12 protein-coding genes are annotated in these 16,075 nt (G+C 73.2%); 4 read left to right on the top strand and 8 right to left on the bottom strand.

Annotated features, from left to right (window positions below; genetic code table 11):
• Positions 1–18 precede the first annotated feature (18 nt).
• Complete coding sequence (locus tag ACFV46_RS26865; protein ID WP_385500067.1) at positions 19–465, bottom strand: MarR family winged helix-turn-helix transcriptional regulator; 447 nt, start codon at positions 463–465, stop codon at positions 19–21.
• A gap of 84 nt (positions 466–549) precedes the next feature.
• Between ACFV46_RS26865 and ACFV46_RS26860 the strand changes: the two genes are divergently transcribed.
• On the top strand, positions 550–924 hold the full coding sequence (locus ACFV46_RS26860; RefSeq protein ID WP_151788029.1) for a cupin domain-containing protein: 375 nt from the start codon (positions 550–552) through the stop codon (positions 922–924).
• 3 nt (positions 925–927) lie between these two features.
• Here the strand turns inward: ACFV46_RS26860 and ACFV46_RS26855 are convergent, their stop codons facing one another.
• Positions 928–1,902 (bottom strand): hypothetical protein, encoded by a 975-nt coding sequence (locus tag ACFV46_RS26855; protein WP_385500065.1) that lies wholly within the window; start codon positions 1,900–1,902, stop codon positions 928–930.
• The gene (locus tag ACFV46_RS26850) at positions 1,899–5,414 is read right to left on the bottom strand and encodes a DNA polymerase III subunit alpha (protein WP_385500063.1); all 3,516 of its coding nucleotides are present in this window, start codon (positions 5,412–5,414) and stop codon (positions 1,899–1,901) included. Before ACFV46_RS26850 ends, ACFV46_RS26855 begins: the two co-directional genes overlap by 4 nt.
• A 155-nt stretch (positions 5,415–5,569) precedes the next feature.
• Here ACFV46_RS26850 and ACFV46_RS26845 point away from each other — a divergent pair, with 155 nt between their 5' ends.
• Positions 5,570–6,607 carry a DUF3533 domain-containing protein gene (locus ACFV46_RS26845; RefSeq protein WP_361931941.1) on the top strand — a complete coding sequence of 346 codons (1,038 nt, stop codon included), beginning with the start codon at positions 5,570–5,572 and terminating at the stop codon, positions 6,605–6,607.
• Positions 6,608–6,665: 58 nt separating this feature from the next.
• Here the strand turns inward: ACFV46_RS26845 and ACFV46_RS26840 are convergent, their stop codons facing one another.
• From ACFV46_RS26840 to ACFV46_RS26830, 3 genes are all read right to left on the bottom strand, one after another.
• Complete coding sequence (locus ACFV46_RS26840; protein ID WP_385500060.1) at positions 6,666–7,748, bottom strand: S1 family peptidase; 1,083 nt, start codon at positions 7,746–7,748, stop codon at positions 6,666–6,668.
• Positions 7,749–8,151: 403 nt separating this feature from the next.
• The gene (locus ACFV46_RS26835; RefSeq protein ID WP_376729653.1) at positions 8,152–9,057 is read right to left on the bottom strand and encodes a S1 family peptidase; all 906 of its coding nucleotides are present in this window, start codon (positions 9,055–9,057) and stop codon (positions 8,152–8,154) included.
• Positions 9,058–9,577: 520 nt separating this feature from the next.
• Positions 9,578–10,807 carry a DUF5685 family protein gene (locus ACFV46_RS26830; protein WP_385500058.1) on the bottom strand — a complete coding sequence of 410 codons (1,230 nt, stop codon included), beginning with the start codon at positions 10,805–10,807 and terminating at the stop codon, positions 9,578–9,580.
• Between the two features lie 314 nt (positions 10,808–11,121).
• Between ACFV46_RS26830 and ACFV46_RS26825 the strand changes: the two genes are divergently transcribed.
• Complete coding sequence (locus tag ACFV46_RS26825; protein WP_115506258.1) at positions 11,122–11,559, top strand: cell division protein SepF; 438 nt, start codon at positions 11,122–11,124, stop codon at positions 11,557–11,559.
• 36 nt (positions 11,560–11,595) lie between these two features.
• On the opposite strand, the gene ACFV46_RS26820 is transcribed toward ACFV46_RS26825, so the two are convergent.
• Both ACFV46_RS26820 and ACFV46_RS26815 read right to left on the bottom strand, forming a co-directional pair.
• On the bottom strand, positions 11,596–12,786 hold the full coding sequence (locus ACFV46_RS26820) for an acyl-CoA dehydrogenase family protein (RefSeq protein ID WP_361931953.1): 1,191 nt from the start codon (positions 12,784–12,786) through the stop codon (positions 11,596–11,598).
• A gap of 113 nt (positions 12,787–12,899) precedes the next feature.
• A complete protein-coding gene (locus tag ACFV46_RS26815) occupies positions 12,900–14,501 on the bottom strand; it encodes an MFS transporter (RefSeq protein WP_361931956.1) in 1,602 nt (533 codons plus the stop codon).
• A gap of 457 nt (positions 14,502–14,958) precedes the next feature.
• Between ACFV46_RS26815 and ACFV46_RS26810 the strand changes: the two genes are divergently transcribed.
• Entirely contained in the window at positions 14,959–15,984 is a 1,026-nt protein-coding gene (locus tag ACFV46_RS26810; protein WP_361931959.1) for a phosphatase PAP2 family protein, read from the top strand.
• Positions 15,985–16,075 lie beyond the last annotated feature (91 nt).

Below are 16,075 nucleotides of genomic sequence, written 5' to 3'. Positions count from 1 at the left end.
AGTGCCCCTGACAGAACGTCACCAACCGGGACGGACCGGCCCGTCGGAGGCGATGCGCGTCAGCCCGCGCAGCAGAGCCCGCAGGTCACCCTCGCCCAGCTCCTCGGCCCAGGTCCCCACAACCTCCGCCGCGGCCTCCTCGGCGGCACGGGTGCAGGCCCGCCCCCGCTCGGTGAGCACGATCAGCCGGGCGCGCGCGTCACCGGGGTGCGGCCGGCGCTCGGCGTAGCCCTTGCGGACGATCTCGTCGACGAGCTGGCTCGCGGCCTGCTTGGTGACCCCGAGGTGGGCGGCGAGCTCGGTGACCGTGGCGCCGTCCGGGGCGAGCCGGGCGAACGCGAACCCGTGCGCGGGCCGCAGCCCTTCGAAGCCCCGGGCGACCACGCCGTCGTGGATGCGCCGGGTGAGGTCGCCGGCGGCGGCGAGCAGGGCGGCGGACAGGGCCATGGCGTCGGAGTTCTGCACGCAGGCATTGAAACACCCTTGCGCAATTGGTCAAGCTGCTTGACCATGTAGTCAAGCAACTTGACCAATGTGAAGGAGTCCGTCATGCCCGTCGTCCGTCCGTCCGACGCCGTGGTGCACGAGATGCACGGCGCCCGTTTCGTCTCGTACGCCACCCCGCTCACCGGCAGCAGGGAGCTGTGCGCCTGGCGCGGCGAGGTGCCCGCCGGCACCCGCGCGCCCGCGCACACCGTCAGCAAGGAGGAGATCCTGCACGTCCTCGACGGTGAACTGCGCGTCACCCTCGACGGGGAGACGACCCGCGTCACCGCGGGCGACACGCTCATCGTCAACGCCGGCGCCACCCTCACCGTCGAGAACCCGGGCGCGCGTCCCGCGATCACCTGGGTGACCACGCTCGTCGGCCTGGAGGCCGAACTCGCGGACGGGACGCGCATCGCACCCCCGTGGGCCCGCTGAGGGTCACGCGGCCAGCGCCCCCGGCACCACGGCGCGCGCCCCGAACTTCGCCCGCACCCGGTCCGCGACTTCCTCGACACGGCGCGCCTTCTCGTCCACCGGGTCGAAGGTGAGCTGGTACGAGGCCCGTTCGGCCGGGTCGAGGCCCTCGGCGCGCAGCGCGACCGCCCGGACCCGGGCGCGCTGGAGGCCCAGGGCCTCGTACAGGCCGTAGGCGGTCGCGGTCAGCGCCGCCGAGTGGGCCGTCGGTTCGCTCAGGGTGCGGCTGCGCGTCGTGGACGACCGGTCCGCGTAGCGCACGGTGAGGGTGAGGGTGCGGCAGACCTTGTCCAGGGCGCGCAGCCGGGCGCCCAGTTCCTCGGCGGCGGAGAGCAGGGCGCGGCGGTGCCGTCCGGGGTCGAGTTCGTCGCGGGGGAAGGGGCGTTCGGCGGCCAGCGAGCGGGACACGGCGTTCGGGACGACCCGGCCGCGGTCGATCCCGTTCGCCTTCTCGCGCAGGTCCCGGCCGGCCCGGACGCCGATCAGCCGCTGGAGGGTGGACAGGGGCGCGGCGGCGACCTGGCCGAGGGTGCCGAGGCCGTACGCGTCGAGAGTGCGGGCGGTGGCCGGGCCGACGCCGGGCAGCGCGGCGACGGGCCGCCCGGCCAGGAACTCCGCGAGGGCGTCCGGTTCGGCGGGAGCCACGCCGGTCACGCCGGGCCGGGCGTCCCGCAGGGCCACGCGGGCCAGCATCGGTCCGGGGCCCGCGCCGATCGCGCAGTCGACCCCGTGGTGGGCGAGGGCCCGCACCCGGATCACCGACGCCAGTTCGACGGCGTCCCGGCCGAAGTACCGTTCGGCGCCGCGCAGATCGGCCAGCGCCAGATCCGGGGGCAGCGCCTGGACGACGGGCGTGAAGTCCTCCAGCAGTCCGAGCAGCCCGGGCAGGGCCGTCCCGTCCCCGGTCGGCAGCTGGAAACGTACGCAGAGGATGGTCATCCCGCACTCCCCGGACTCTGGTGCCACAACTTCCGTCCACCCGCGGGCCCTTCGCCCGCGGGACGCAGATCGGCCCAGGGGTGCATCTCGTACCCCGTGGACATGCGGATCGTCCGCTGCCGTTCCATGCGGTCCTGGGCCGCGGAGCCGGCCGGCGCGGGTGCCCCCTCCGACCCGGCGAGCCGGCGGCGCGCCGCTCCCTCGCCGTCGGCGCCCGGGCCGTCACCGGGGCCGCCGTCACCGGCCAGCCGGGCGGCGACGCCCTCCAGCCCCTCGCGCCGGCGCACCTCCAGCAGGTCCGCGAGGTTCCAGGCGGCAGAGCCCACGACGCTGAGGCTGCGCGGCCCGCGCCGCTGCACGACGCCCCGCACCAGCAGCAGCCAGGAGTGGAAGACGGTGTGGGCGCAGGCGTCGTGCGAGTCGTCGAAGAAGGCGAGGTCGACCAGGCCCGTCCCGTCGTCGAGCGTGCTGAAGATGACCCGCTTGCCGGACCGGATCGGCGGGGTCTGGGTGGCCGCCTTGGCGCCCGCGACCAGCACGGTCTCCCCGTGCCGCGCCTCCCGCAGCCGGCGCGCGCCGACCACGCCCAGCTCCTGGAGGAACTCCCGGTGGTCGTCCATGAGATTGCGGGACGCGTCCATCGACAGCACCCCCAGCTCGGCGCTGAGACGCTCCTCCGAGGTCAGGTCCGGCAGCCCGGCCGGGGCCGTCCGCCGGCCGCCGGCCAGCGGGAGCTGGTCCCCGCCGCCGCCCCGGGCGCCCCGGTGCAGTTCGGTCAGATGCAGTTGCAGGTCACGCCGGTTGGCGCCGAACGCGTCCAGCGCGCCGACCTGGGCGAGCCGCTGGGCGAGCGGGCGGCTGGGGCGGGCCCGCTCCCAGAAGTCGAGCAGGGAGGCGTACGGCTGCCCGGCCGCGATCCGGGCCGCCTCGGCCTCGCTGATGCCGTGCACGTCGGAGAGGGCGAGCCGCAGCCCCCAGGCGCCGCCGGACACCCCTGAATCAGACACCAGTTCGATCCGATGGGTGACGCCGGAGACGTTCACGTCCAGCGGCAGGATCGGCACCCCGCGCCGCCGCGCGTCCGCCAGCAGCAGCCGCTTCGGGTACATCCCGGGATCGTGGGTGAGCAGCCCGGCGTAGAAGGCGGCCGGGTGGTGGGCCTTCAGCCAGGCCGACTGGTAGGTCGGCACGGCGAAGGCGACCGCGTGCGCCTTGCAGAAGCCGTACGACCCGAACGCCTCGACGATCTCCCAGGTCCGCCCGATGGTCTCCGCGTCGTACCCCTTGGCGGCCGCGTGCTGGGCGAACCACACCCGGATCCGCGCCTGCGACTCCGGGTCGGAGAGCCCGCGCCGCACCCGGTCGGCCTCGTCCCGTCCGCAGCCGGTCATCAGGTGCACGATGTCGATGATCTGCTCGTGGAAGACGACGACCCCGTACGTGTCGCGCAGCGGTTCCGCCAGGTCCGGGTGCGGGTAGCGCACCGGCGCCCGTCCGTGCCGGGCCTCGATGAACGGCCGCACCATGTCGGCGGCGACCGGTCCGGGCCGGAAGAGCGAGATGTCCACGACGAGGTCGTGGAAGGTGGCCGGCTGGAGCCGTCCGACGAGGTCCCGCTGGCCCGGCGACTCGATCTGGAAGCAGCCGAGCGTCTCGGTGGACCGGATCAGCCCGTAGGTCGCCGGGTCGCCGTCCGGCACCCCGTCCAGGTCGATCCGCTCGCCCGTGGCCCGCTCCACCTCGGCGACCGCGTGGGCCATCGCCGACTGCATCCGCACCCCGAGCACGTCGAGCTTGAGCAGCCCGAGGTCCTCCACGTCCTCCTTGTCGAACTGCGACATGGGCAGGCTCTCGCCGCTGGTCGGCACGACGGGCGTCCGGGAGTGCAGGGTGGCGTCGGACAGGAGCACGCCGCACGGGTGCATGGCGATGCCGCGCGGCAGGGCGTCCAGCGCCTCCACCAGTTCCCACAGCCTGCCGTACCGCTCCCGCTCCCCGGCCAGCCGGCGCAGCTCGGGCAGCTCGTCCAGGGCCGCGCGGGCGTCCCGGGCCCGGATGTGCGGGAAGGACTTGGCGATGCGGTCGATGTCGGCCGGGTCCATGGACAGGGCCGCGCCCACGTCCCGGATCGCGTGCCGCACCCGGTAGGTCTCCGGCATGGAGACGGTCGCCACCCGCTCGCTCCCGAACCGGTCGATGATCGCGCGGTACACCTCCAGCCGTCGCGCGGACTCCACGTCGATGTCGATGTCCGGCAGCACCAGCCGCCGCTTGGACAGGAAACGCTCCATCAGCAGCCCGTGCTCGACGGGGTCGGCGTGCGCGATGCCCAGCAGGTGGTTGACGAGCGAGCCCGCGCCGGACCCCCGGGCCGCCACCCGGATCCCCATGGCCCGCACGTCGTCGACGACCTGGGCCACCGTCAGGAAGTAGGAGGCGAACCCGTGGTGGGCGATGATGTCCAGCTCGTGGTGCATCCGCTCCCAGTACGCCCGCCGCCCGTCGTAGCCGCGCCGCACCATTCCGGCCACCGCCCGGGAGGCGAGCGCCCGCTGGGCGGTGCGCCGGCCGGCGCCGACGAGATACGGCTCGGGGAAGTGGACGGTGCCGATGCCGAGGTCGTCCTCCGGGTCGACGCGGCACTCGGCGGCGGTCGCCGCGGTCTGCTCCAGCAGCCGCCGGGCGGTGTCGGGCCGGAAGCCCGCCGCCTCCACGATCCGTTCGGCGACCCGCTCCATCTCCTCGGGGCCCTTGAGCCAGGCCTGACCGGAGTCCCGTTCCCCGAGGGCGTCGACGGGCATGAGCCGGCGGGCGGCGTCCAGCACGTCGGCGACCGGTCCGAGGCCGGGGTCGGCGTACCGCACGGCGTTGCTCAGTACGGGCCGGACCCGCTGCTCGGCGGCGAAGCCCACGGTCCGGGCGGCGAGCCGCAGCGACCCCGGCCCGGTGCCCTGGCGCCCGTGCCACACGGCCTCCAGCCGCAGGGCGTCGCCGTAGACCTCCCGCCAGGGCCCGAGCAGCCGGGCCGCCCGGTCGGGGCGGCCGGCGGCGAGCGCGCGGCCCACGTCGGACGCGGGTCCGAGCAGGACGGTCAGCCCGTCGCCCCGGTTGTCCGCCCGGGACAGCAGGGGCGGGCCGTCGCCGCGGTGGGCGGCGGAGACCAGCCGGCACAGGTCGGCCCAGCCGCGGGCCCCGTCCCGGGCGAGGAAGGTGACCCGCTGCGCGGGCTCGTCGACGAACGCGCCGCCGCGCACCGGGGTCCGCCGGCGCCCCGGTGTCTCCCCGCGCGGCGCGGCCTCCTCCACCGCGAGCTCCACGCCGTACAGGGGGCGCACCCCGGCCGCGGCGCAGGCCTTGGTGAAGCGGACGGCACCGGAGAGCGAGTCGCGGTCGGTGAGGGCCAGGGCGTCCATGCCCCGCTCGGCGGCCCGCTCGGCCAGCCGCTCCGGATGGGAGGCGCCGTGCCGCAGGGAGAACCCGGAGACGGTGCGCAGATGCGTGAAGCCCGACACACGCACCTCCCTCGCGGGCCCGAGATCGACCCTCGAACATCAGTTCCCTACTCCCTCACCATAGACCATCTCGACCCCCTTATCGAACACCCGTACGACACCTGTTCGGGCCTCCCCCACCTGCGCGGACGCCGCCGCCCACGGACCGTGGAGGCATGACGCAGCCCGTCCCCTTCCTCGCCGAGGTGAAGGAGGCCGTCACCCCCCGGGCCACCCTGCTCGTGGCCGGCGTGCTCGCCCTCAGCCTGCTCTTCATCACGTCCTACGTCGGCGCGCTCCACGACCCGAAGCCCAAGGACGTCCCCGTCGGTGTCGTGGCGCCCCCGGCGGTCGCCGGACAGACGGTGGACCGGCTGGCCGGGCTGCCCGGCAGCCCCCTGGACCCCCGCGCGCTCCCCGACGCGAAGACCGCCCGCGCCCAGATCCTGAACCGCGACATCGACGGCGCCCTGGTGATCGACCCGGCCGGCACCCGGGACACCCTCCTGGTCGCCAGCGGCGGAGGGAAGGTCCTGGCCCTCACGCTGACGACGGTCTTCGCCGACCTGGAGCGGACGCAGGGCCGCACCCTGCGCACGGTCGACGTGGTCCCGGCCGACCCCCAGGACGCCAACGGGCTCACGTCGTTCTACCTGGTCGTGGGCTGGTGCGTGGGCGGCTATCTGTGCGCGTCGATCATGACGATCAGTTCCGGCGCCCGCCGCCCCACCCCACGGCGCACCCTGATCCGCCTCCTCGCGATGGCCGTCGTCGCCGCCGTCGCGGGACTCGGCGGCGCCCTGATCGTCGGGCCGATCCTCGGCGCGCTCCCGGGCGGCGTCCCCGCCCTGTGGGGCCTGGGCGCCCTGACCGTCTTCGCGGTCGGCGCGGCCACCCTCGCCTTCCAGTCCCTCATCGGTCTGGCCGGCATCGGCCTGGCCATCCTGATCGTGGTGATCCTGGGCAACCCGAGCGCGGGCGGCGCCCTGCCGCCCCCGCTGCTCCCTCCGTTCTGGAAGGACATCGGCCCCGCCCTGCCCCCGGGCGCGGGCACCTGGGCGGCCCGCTCGATCGCCTACTTCCGGGGCAACGACTCCACGGGCTCCCTGCTGGTCATGTCGGCGTGGGCGGTCGGCGGCGTGGCCGTCGCCCTGCTGATGGCGGTCCTGCGGGGCCGGGAGCGGGACCGGGCGGACACCGCCGGCACCCCGTGACCAGACGGCGAGGAGCCCCGCCCCCCGACAGCGGGGGCGGGGCTCTCGTGCAGAGGCGTCAGCCGATCTCGGTACCCGTGGCGGACAGCGCCTCGGTCACCGGCTGGAAGAAGGTCTCGCCGCCGGAGGTGCAGTCACCGCTGCCACCGGAGGTGAGGCCGACCGCCTTGTCGCCGGAGAACAGCGAGCCGCCGCTGTCGCCGGGCTCGGCGCAGACGTCGGTCTGGATCAGCCCGTTGACGATGTCGCCGTTGCCGTAGTTCACGGTGGCGTCCAGGCCGGTCACCTTGCCCTCGTGCACCTGGGTGGTCGAACCGCTCCGGGTGACCGACATGCCCACGGTGGCCTCGGCGGCACCGCTGATGGCCTGCGCGGAACCGTTGTAGAGGTTCACCTCGCTCGGGTGGTCGACGTCGGCCGTGTACTTGACCAGGCCGTAGTCGTTGTCCGGGAAGCTCGAGTCCGCGTTGGTGCCGATCTGCTGACCGCTGGAGTCGGACCAGGTCGAGATGGACTCGGTGCAGTGGCCGGCCGTCAGGAAGAACGGCTCGCCGCCCTTGACGACGTTGAAGCCGAGCGAGCACCTCCCACCGCCACCGGTGATCGCGTCACCGCCCGCGACGAAGGGCTTGAACTCCCCCTTCGAGCGCTTCAGTTCGACCGTGGCGCCCAGCTTGCCCGCGACCTCGGTGAGCTTGGCCCACTCGGCCTTGGAGACCGTGCGGTCGGCGGTGACCACGACCTTGTTGGCGGTCGGGTCCGTCACCCAGGCGGTGCCCGGGATGGTGGCGTCCTTCCGCAGCGTGGTGCGGGCGCTTCTGAGCTCGGCGAGCGAGTTCTGGACGACCCGCGCCTGGGCGCCGGCCGCCTCGACGGCGCCGGCGGCGGCCTCGTCGAGGACGTTCACCACGAGGCTCTTGGCCTCGGCGTCGTAGTAGGTGCCCGCGGCGTCGGCGCCGAGGTCCTTCACGAGCGTCGAGGCGAGCTTTCCGGCCGCGCCGACCGACAGGGTCTTCGGCGCGGACGCCTCCGGCGTCTCACTCGCGTTCGCGGACTGCAAGGTCACTCCCGCGGCGACCAGCGCGGCGATGCCCGCACCTGCCACGGCGACACGGCGCCTGGGTATGCGTCGGTGCTTCAACTCACGTCCTCCTGTGGGGGGGTCGGCCCGGGAGGTTGTGGGGACCTCGTCGGACCGGAAGGCGTACGGCCACGGGGGCGACTCACAACAAAAGCCACACCCGCGCCGGTTGAACACGCCTCACTATTCCTATGTTCGACAGGAGCACACAAGGTCGACTTCAGGACGGGCACAGAACGCACGCACTCACCCCCCAACTTTTGACCATGCACAGTCACGCCTGCCGTGTTCGCACAGCAAACACCGCGAGCGAGCGGGGCATCAGCAGCGGGTGAGGTCTACTCCTGTCCTGAAATCGCTCCTCGGGTGTGCGGGCACAACGACGAGCCCCCGCACGCGGATCGCGTGCGGGGGCTCGGCCCGATGCCGGGCGGACCTCACATGTGCCGTGCCGGCACGACGGTCAGTAGACGCTGACGCCGTAGGCGGACAGGGCCTCGGTGACCGGCTGGAAGAAGGTCGTGCCGCCGGAGGTGCAGTTGCCGCTGCCGCCGGAGGTCAGACCGTACGCCGTGCCGTTGCTGCCGTACAGCGAACCGCCGGAGTCGCCGGGCTCGGCGCAGACCGTGGTCTGGATCAGGCCGGAGACGATGTCGCCGCCGCCGTAGTTGACGGTCGCGTTGAGGGCGGTGACCCGGCCGCTGTGCGTACCGGTGGTCGAGCCGTCCCGGATGACGGTCGTGCCCACGCTCGGCGTGGCGGCGCGGGTGATGTCCACGCCGTTGGCGGTGCCGGGCCGGCTGACGGAGCCGGTGTAGCGCACGATGCCGTAGTCGTTGCCCGGGAAGCTGGAACCGGCGGTCGAGCCGATCGCCGTGGTGCGGGCGGAGTTGGAGTACCAGGTCCCCGCGCCGTCGGTGCAGTGGCCGGCGGTCAGGAAGTACTGGTTTCCGCTGCTGTCCTGGACGTTGAAGCCGAGCGAGCAGCGCCAGCTGCTCGCGTAGATGGCGTCGCCGCCCTGGATGAACTTCTGGAACTTGCCGGGGGTGCGCTTGATCATGAGCGCGTCCGCGTTGGACCCGGCCTGCTCCTTGATCTTCGCTATCTCCGCCTGGGAGACCGTGCTGTCGACGGTCACCGTCACGCGGTTGGTCTTGCTGTCGACGGCCCAGGCGGTGCCCGGGACGTCGGCCTTCAGCACGGAGCCGCTGACGCTCTTGAGCTGGGACGCGCTGAAGGTGGTGGGGGTTTCCGCGGCGGTCGCGTTGGGGATCGCGAACGCCGCCGCGGCGACGAGTCCGGAGGACACGGCGATCAGCCGGGTCCGTCTGGTGATGCCGCTGCGGGGAGTGGTGCGCTTGATCCTCACGTTTCGTTCCCTCCAAGGGAAGTCGGGGGCCCGCGTGGGGTCGGGGCCGGTGAGGCGCAGTCAGCGGGCCGGATGTCCGGGTTCCGAACATGCCGTGCCCCTGACAAGCGCTGAGGGGAGTATTCGGCCGAACGACCGGTCGGCACAAGGGTGCCTTTCGGCCGTCAACATTTGAACGATGTGCACGTCTTGGCCGAGGCTGTCCCCATCGGCGCCGGTCAGCGCAGGTTGCGCCCCCCTGCGCCCCCAGCGGTCCACAAGGGGGCGGCGAGGCACCCGGCGCCCGCACAAGAGGGGCGCGGGCCATGGTCGCGGCGGGGCACCGGCCGACGCCCGGCACCCCACTCCGGCACCCGGCGTGCACGCCCCCGGGACTTCCCGCGCCACGCGCCCCGCCGCGCATCGACCCGCCGGCCCCGCTCCCGCGCACGCCTCCGCCGTCCACCGCGTGGCCGGAATTAGCCCCTCCGGATGATGCCCACGCCCTCACCTGATCCGGGCGAACGACCCTCGCTCCCCCTTAACAACCGTCGCAGGGGCAGCAGCAGTCGCACCCGTCGCAGTCGCAGTCACGGCAGCAGCCCTCGCGCTTCTTCCGGGACCAGGGGCCCTCGTACTCCTTCGCGCAGCACAGCTTGCAGGTACAGCACAGCAGCCAGAACATCCCGCAGCCGGCCCAGAACCCGCGCCGCCCCTTCGGGGGCTGCGGTGCCGGACCGCCACCGAAGCCGCCGAAGCCTCCCCCACCCCCACCGGGCACTCCCCCGCCCCCGGCGAAGGGGTTGCCCCCGGCGTACGGATTCCCGCCACCGGCGTACGGGTTCTGCTGCGCGCCGTACGGCCCCTGCTGCGGTGGCTGCCCGTACGGGCCCGGCTGATGGGAGGAGCAGACCGGCGTCGTGCCGAACGCCCGGTCCACGGAGCGGCGCAGTTCGTGCACGAGCAGCAGATGCGCGAGCCCGGGCTCGGTGAACTCCACCTCGCGCAGCGCCAGCCGGACGCCGTGCACGGCGTCGTCGGCGAGCCGCCGCGCCTCCACGAGCGAGGTCCCGGTCGCGGTCAGCGGGTTCCACGCACCGGCCTCGGCGTCGGCGGCCAGGTCCTCCACCGCGTCCAGGAGGTGCGCCAGCCGCCCGAAGAGCCGCCCCGCCTCGGCCAGCGGCCCGGCGTTGCCCGGCCGCCCGGCGAGGACGGCGGTGTGCGCGAAGGCGGCGGCGGTCGCGGTCTCCGTCGGCTCGGTGACGGTCAGGATCGGCGTGCCGGGCCCGGCGAGCGTCTCGATGCCGAGCTGCCGGTCGACGGCGTCGACGAGGACGCCCGTGTCGAAGCCGACGGCGGAGCCGGAGCGCAGCCCCGCCGCACCCCAGCCCGCGGCCACCCGCCGTGCGGCGAGCGCCACCGGCCTGCGGGCCAGCAGCCCGTCCCCGTCGGCCACATGGTCACGCACCTTCGCCGAGGCGAGCACCAGCGAGACGGCGGCGGCGAGCCGGGCGCCCTCACCCTGAGCGACGGACGCGGTGCGCATTCCCCGCAGCGGGCACGGCCCCGCCGTACGCCGCAGCGCTCCGGTCGGGTCGGACTGAGCCTCCGTCAGGACGGATATCAGCAGCCCGTCGTAGTTCGTGACCACCCGGGCCAGCTGCCCGTGGTCCCCGCGCAGCGCGAGGCACAGCCCGCACAGATGCGCCATCCATTCACCGGTGAACCGCTCTCCGAGCCGATGCCGGCAGGGCCTGACCATTCCGAACATGACACTCCCCCGAGGTTGTTCCGCTGTGCCGAGCTGCCGCATCGTACCGGCCGTCCGTGCCTTTCCCCCGGGCGCGTCGTTCACCCGGACGCACCCCTGATCACCCGGACGCCGCGAAGAATCATATTTCACTCACAGTCAGCAGCCGTTTGTGGCACGCCCCTTGGGGGACACGGACTCTCGACGGATTCGCTGTGCACCAGTACCGTCACAAACCCCCCGCGCGGCGTCTATCCACTTGGCGCGACGTCCGCATCATGGATGACCATAGGGATGCGGAATGGAAAGAAAGACCGCTGTGAGAGGAGGCGTCCATGGGATCGGTGCGCAAGGCGAGTGCCTGGCTGGGCCTCGTTGACGACAACGATGACGAGCGTTACTACGACGACGACTACTCCGAAGGGACCGAGTCCGGGGATGCCTGGGTCACCGACCCGCGGGTCAAGGTGGCCACGGACGTCGCCGAGGAGAAGGGCCGCCGCATCGGCACGGTCACCCCGGACAGCTTCCGGGACGCCCGCGCCATCGGCGAGCTGTTCCGGGAGGGCGTCCCGGTCATCATGAACCTCACGGCCATGGAGCCCGCCGACGCCAAGCGCGTCGTCGACTTCGCGGCGGGGCTCATCTTCGGTCTGCGCGGTTCGATCGACCGCGTGTCCAACCGGGTGTTCCTGCTGTCCCCGGCCGACACCGAGATCGTCAGCGGCGAGCCGGCGGCGCACCGCGCGGACGGCTTCTACAACCAGAGCTGAGGCAGGGCCGCTCACCGGCCCTGCCCCGCACGGGGTTCACCGGAAGGCGTCCAGCCCGGTGAGCGCCTTGCCCAGCACGAGCTGGTGCATCTCGACGGTGCCCTCGTAGGTGAGCACCGATTCGAGGTTGGTCGCGTGCCGCATGATCGGGTATTCGAGCGAGATCCCGTTGGCACCGAGGATCGTCCGGGACGTACGGCAGATGTCGATGGCCTCGCGGACGTTGTTGAGCTTGCCGAAGCTGACCTGCTCGGGACGCAGGCGGCCGGCGTCCATCCGCCGCCCGAGATGGTGGGCGAGCAGAATCCCCTTGTGCAGTTCGAGCGCCATGTCGGCGAGCTTGGCCTGGGTGAGCTGGAAGCCCCCGATCGGCCGGCCGAACTGCTCCCGCGTCCTCGCGTAGTCGACGGCGGCCTCGAAGCAGGACCGCGCCGCCCCCATGGCCCCCCACACGATCCCGTACCGGGCGTGCGAGAGACAGCTGAGCGGGCCCTTCAGCCCGACGACCTCCGGCAGTACGGCGTCGGCCGGAAGCCGTACGTCGTCCAGGACCAGCTCGCTGGTGACGGAGGCCCGCAGCGACAGCTTGTGCTTGATCTCCGGTGCGGAGAACCCGGCGCTGTCGGCCGGCACGACGAATCCGCGGATGCCCTCGTCGGTCTGCGCCCAGACGACGGCGACCCCGGCGACGGACCCGTTGGTGATCCACATCTTGCGGCCGCTGAGCACCCAGTCCGCGCCGTCCTTCTTGGCGTAGGTGCGCATGGACGCGGGGTCGGAGCCGTGGTCGGGCTCGGTCAGCCCGAAGCAGCCGATGACCTCGCCGGAGGCCATCCGGGGCAGCCAGGTCTGCTTCTGCTCCTCGCTGCCGAAGCGGTGGATGGCGTACATCGCGAGGGAGCCCTGTACGGAGACGAGGGAGCGGATGCCGGAGTCGGCGGCCTCCAGCTCCAGGCAGGCCAGGCCGTACTGCACGGCGGAGGCGCCGGCGCAGCCGTAGCCGGTGAGGGACATCCCGAGGGCGCCGATCCCGCCGAGCTCCCGCGCCAGCTCCCGGATCTCGGGCAGCTCGCCCTTCTCGTACCACTCGGCGACATGGGGCAGGACCCGGTCCGCCGCCCACTGCCGCACGGTGTCCCGGACCGCGAGGTCCTCGGGTTCGAGCAGGTCGTCGATGCCGAGGGGGTCGGCGGGGTCGAACGGGGGCAACTTCACGGACGCGGACATGGGACACCCTCCGGCAGCACGAAAACTAGCACCGCTCATCATCATCGACTGGCCCGACGCTACGACGCGCTCCCCCGCACGTCCAGTGCGCACCGGGACCGCGCGGACCAGCCTCAGGCCGAGACGCGGGGCTCCACGGCCTCCCGCGGCTTGGGCAGCTCCACGGGCGGGGCCTCGCACTGCATGACGCGGGGCAGGCGCAGCGCCATCACGGCCCCGAGCAGCAGCAGGCCGGCGCTGACGAGGAGCGTCACATGCAGCCCGTGCACGAAGGAGTCGCGGGCCGCGTGCCGCAGGGCCAGGCCCGCGCGGCCGCCGAGCTGCGTGGCGACCTCGTAGGCCTCACCCAGGGAGTGGGAGGCGGACGAGGAGGCGGACGCGGGTACGCCGTCGACGCGGCTGAGCCCGGGGGCGTAGGCCGCGTTCATCACGCTGCCGAGCAGTGCGATGCCGATGCCGGCGCCCAGCTGGTAGGACGTCTCGCCGATGGCCGCCGCGCCGCCTGACTGCTCCTGCGGCGCCTCGGAGAGCATCGACTCGTACGCCCCGAAGAGCGTCGTCTCCAGCCCGAAGCCGAGCAGGATGAAACCGGCGACCATGAGGGCGGAGTTGTCGGTCCGTCCCATGAACGTCAGCAGCACCACGGCGGCGGCCGTCAGGCAGAAGCCGAAGCACACCATGGCCCGTGGCCCGAACCGGCGCAGCATCCGCGCCCCCGCGAGGCCGGCCGCCATCGCGGCGAAGGTCAGCGGGAGCAGCCGCAGCCCGGTCTCCAGCGGGGACAGCCCGAGGACCAGCTGGAGGTACTGCGCGGCGATCAGTTCGAGGCCGACCAGGGCGAGCATGGCCAGCACGATGCACCCGACGGAGGTGCTGAACGCGGGCCGAGCGAACATCCGGAGGTCCACCAGCGGGTACGTGCGCCGCCGCTGCCGTCGCCCGAAGAGGACCAGCAGGGCCGCGCCGGCCAGGAGCGGCGCCAGGGTGAGCGCGCTGACGACGGGCTCCCCGCCGCCGAGCCGCTTGACGCCCAGCACGACGCCGAAGAGTCCGGCCGCCGCCATGAGGGCGCCGACGACGTCCCAGGGGCCCCGGCCGTCACCCTTCGACTCGGGCAGCAGCAGGCGTCCCACCGGCAGGCTGACCAGCATCAGCGGGATGTTGACGAGGAAGACCGAGCCCCACCAGAAGTGCTCCAGCAGGAAGCCGCCGAGCAGGGGCCCGACCGCCGCGCCCACGGCGGCGACGGCGCTCCAGATGCCGATGGCGAGGGCGCGTTCGCGCCGGTCGGGGAAGACCTGGCGCAGGAGGGACAGGGTGGCCGGCATGATCATGGCGCCGCCGACGCCGAGCAGCGCGCGGGCGAGGATCAGCACCTGTGGATCGTGGGCGAGGGCGGCCAGCCCGGAGGCGAGGCCGAAGAGGCCGTACCCCAGGAGCAGCACCCGTCTGCGGCCCACGCGGTCGCCGAGCGTGCCGAAGAGGATCAGCAGCGAGGCGCAGACGAGCGGGTAGATGTCGACGATCCAGAGCAGTTCTATCGCGCCGGGCCGGAGGTCCTCGGTGACGGCGGGCACCGCCACGTGCAGGACGGTGGCGTCGACGGCGACCAGCAGCAGGCTGACGCAGAGGACGACGAGGACGACCCAGCGGTTGGCACCGGCCCCGGCCGCCCGACGGCGCAGCGCAGCGGCGGCCGTGGTCGTCCCGGACATGTACGTACCTCCCAGATGTTCCCTCGCCCCGGCGGGCTCACGGGGTGGGGACTCCCCGAGACTCGGCCGGAGCAAGCGGTGTGTCTCCGGCCCGCGCGACGAAGGGCGAGTGACTCGTCAGAGTACGCGAGTCCACGAGGGCGCCGAGTGGCGGACCTCTCAGAGCTCCGCCGCACCTCTGTGGCGTACGCCACACCATCGGCCGTACCGGCCCCCCGTCCGGCCCACCCCGGAGGGTGATCGGCGGGCAAAGGTCACCCGAGGCTCCGATGAACGAATTCATAAGGCGCGAATAACAAAGGGCCGCGGCGATCAATGGAATTGAAGGAGAGAACGCCTGCCGATTGGCGATTCACAGGAATTGGCAGCCCCGCTGAGAGGAATGCCACATCACATCGTCATCACAAAGACGGGGAATCGCCGTTGTACCCCGCTCACTCGCTGTAACGTCGATTGGGTGTGTACCGAACCAAAGCTGACCCGTCTGGACCGGGTCTTCGCCAGGCTGGACCGGGAGCCCGAACGCCCGGCCCACATCGATGTGCCGCGGATGACCCCGCACCGGGTCGTGCTGTTCGCGGCGGCCCTCGCCTTCTACGGGGCCATCGTGTGGGCCGTCGTCGTCACCTCGTGGCTGGTCCGGCTGGACTGGCAGGTCATGTTCTTCCGCCCGTACCAGCAGTGGGCCGAGATCCACGCCTTCGTCGACTACTACGTGGTGCTGGGCCAGCGCGGCCCCACCGCCGTGATGGTCGCCGCGTGGCTGGGCTGGCGCTCCTGGCGCCAGCACACCCTGCGCCCGCTGCTCGCCCTCGGCGTCTCCCTGCTGTTGCTGAACGTGACCGTGGGCGCGGCCAAGCTCGGCATGGGACGTCTCGGACCGCACTACGCGACCACGATCGGCTCGAACGAGATGTGGCTCGGCGGCGATATATTTCCGAGCGGTCACACCGCGAACGCCGTGGTCACGTGGGGCATCCTCGCCTACCTGGCCTCCACCCCGAGAGCCCGCCGCTGGCTGTCCGCCCTGTCGGCGGTGACCTCGCTGGGCGTCGGCATGTCGACCGTCTACCTCGGTACGCACTGGCTGAGCGACGTGGTGCTCGGCTGGACCGCCGGCCTGCTGATCCTGCTCGCCCTGCCCTGGTTCGAGCCGCTGATCGCCCGCGCCGAGACCTGGCTGCTGGACCTGCGCGACCGCTGGCGGGAGCGCCGGGCCGCCGGAGCGGCCGTGCCGGTCACGCCGGTCGAGGCCCCGGTGCTGCTGCCCTCGCGCCCCACGGCCGCGGAGGAGGAGGTCGCGGCCCGGGAGGCGGGCCTTCCCTCCCGCTCCCCCCGGGCGCCGGTCTATCTGGCGCCCGGCCCGCACACCGCCCGTGCCGAGCGCGCCCCGGGGACGCCGACCGGGAGCCGCCGGCCGCCGCACACGGAGCGCACCACGCGCGGCGCCGCCTCCACGGCCCGCCCGGTGACGGGCGGCTGACACCCGCATCGCACAGCCCGCGGCGTCCGGTACACACACATGGCGCCCCGCGGCACGGCGAAGGCCCCGGCTCCCGTGGTGGGTGCCGGGG

Source organism: Streptomyces sp. NPDC059852, from assembly GCF_042731455.1.
In the GTDB taxonomy this organism is placed as follows: Bacteria; Actinomycetota; Actinomycetes; order Streptomycetales; family Streptomycetaceae; genus Streptomyces.
The sequence above is the reverse complement of the archived record's forward strand: the minus strand, read 5'-3'. Positions and strand labels throughout refer to the sequence as shown.

Coding starts and splice junctions, on each gene's coding strand:
- ACFV46_RS26815 (WP_361931956.1), bottom strand. CDS start 14,501: ATGTCCGGGACGACCACGGCCGCCGCTGCGCTGCGCCGTCGGGCGGCC.
- ACFV46_RS26820 (WP_361931953.1), bottom strand. CDS start 12,786: ATGTCCGCGTCCGTGAAGTTGCCCCCGTTCGACCCCGCCGACCCCCTC.
- ACFV46_RS26845 (WP_361931941.1), top strand. CDS start 5,570: ATGACGCAGCCCGTCCCCTTCCTCGCCGAGGTGAAGGAGGCCGTCACC.
- ACFV46_RS26830 (WP_385500058.1), bottom strand. CDS start 10,807: ATGTTCGGAATGGTCAGGCCCTGCCGGCATCGGCTCGGAGAGCGGTTC.
- ACFV46_RS26825 (WP_115506258.1), top strand. CDS start 11,122: ATGGGATCGGTGCGCAAGGCGAGTGCCTGGCTGGGCCTCGTTGACGAC.
- ACFV46_RS26860 (WP_151788029.1), top strand. CDS start 550: ATGCCCGTCGTCCGTCCGTCCGACGCCGTGGTGCACGAGATGCACGGC.
- ACFV46_RS26855 (WP_385500065.1), bottom strand. CDS start 1,902: ATGACCATCCTCTGCGTACGTTTCCAGCTGCCGACCGGGGACGGGACG.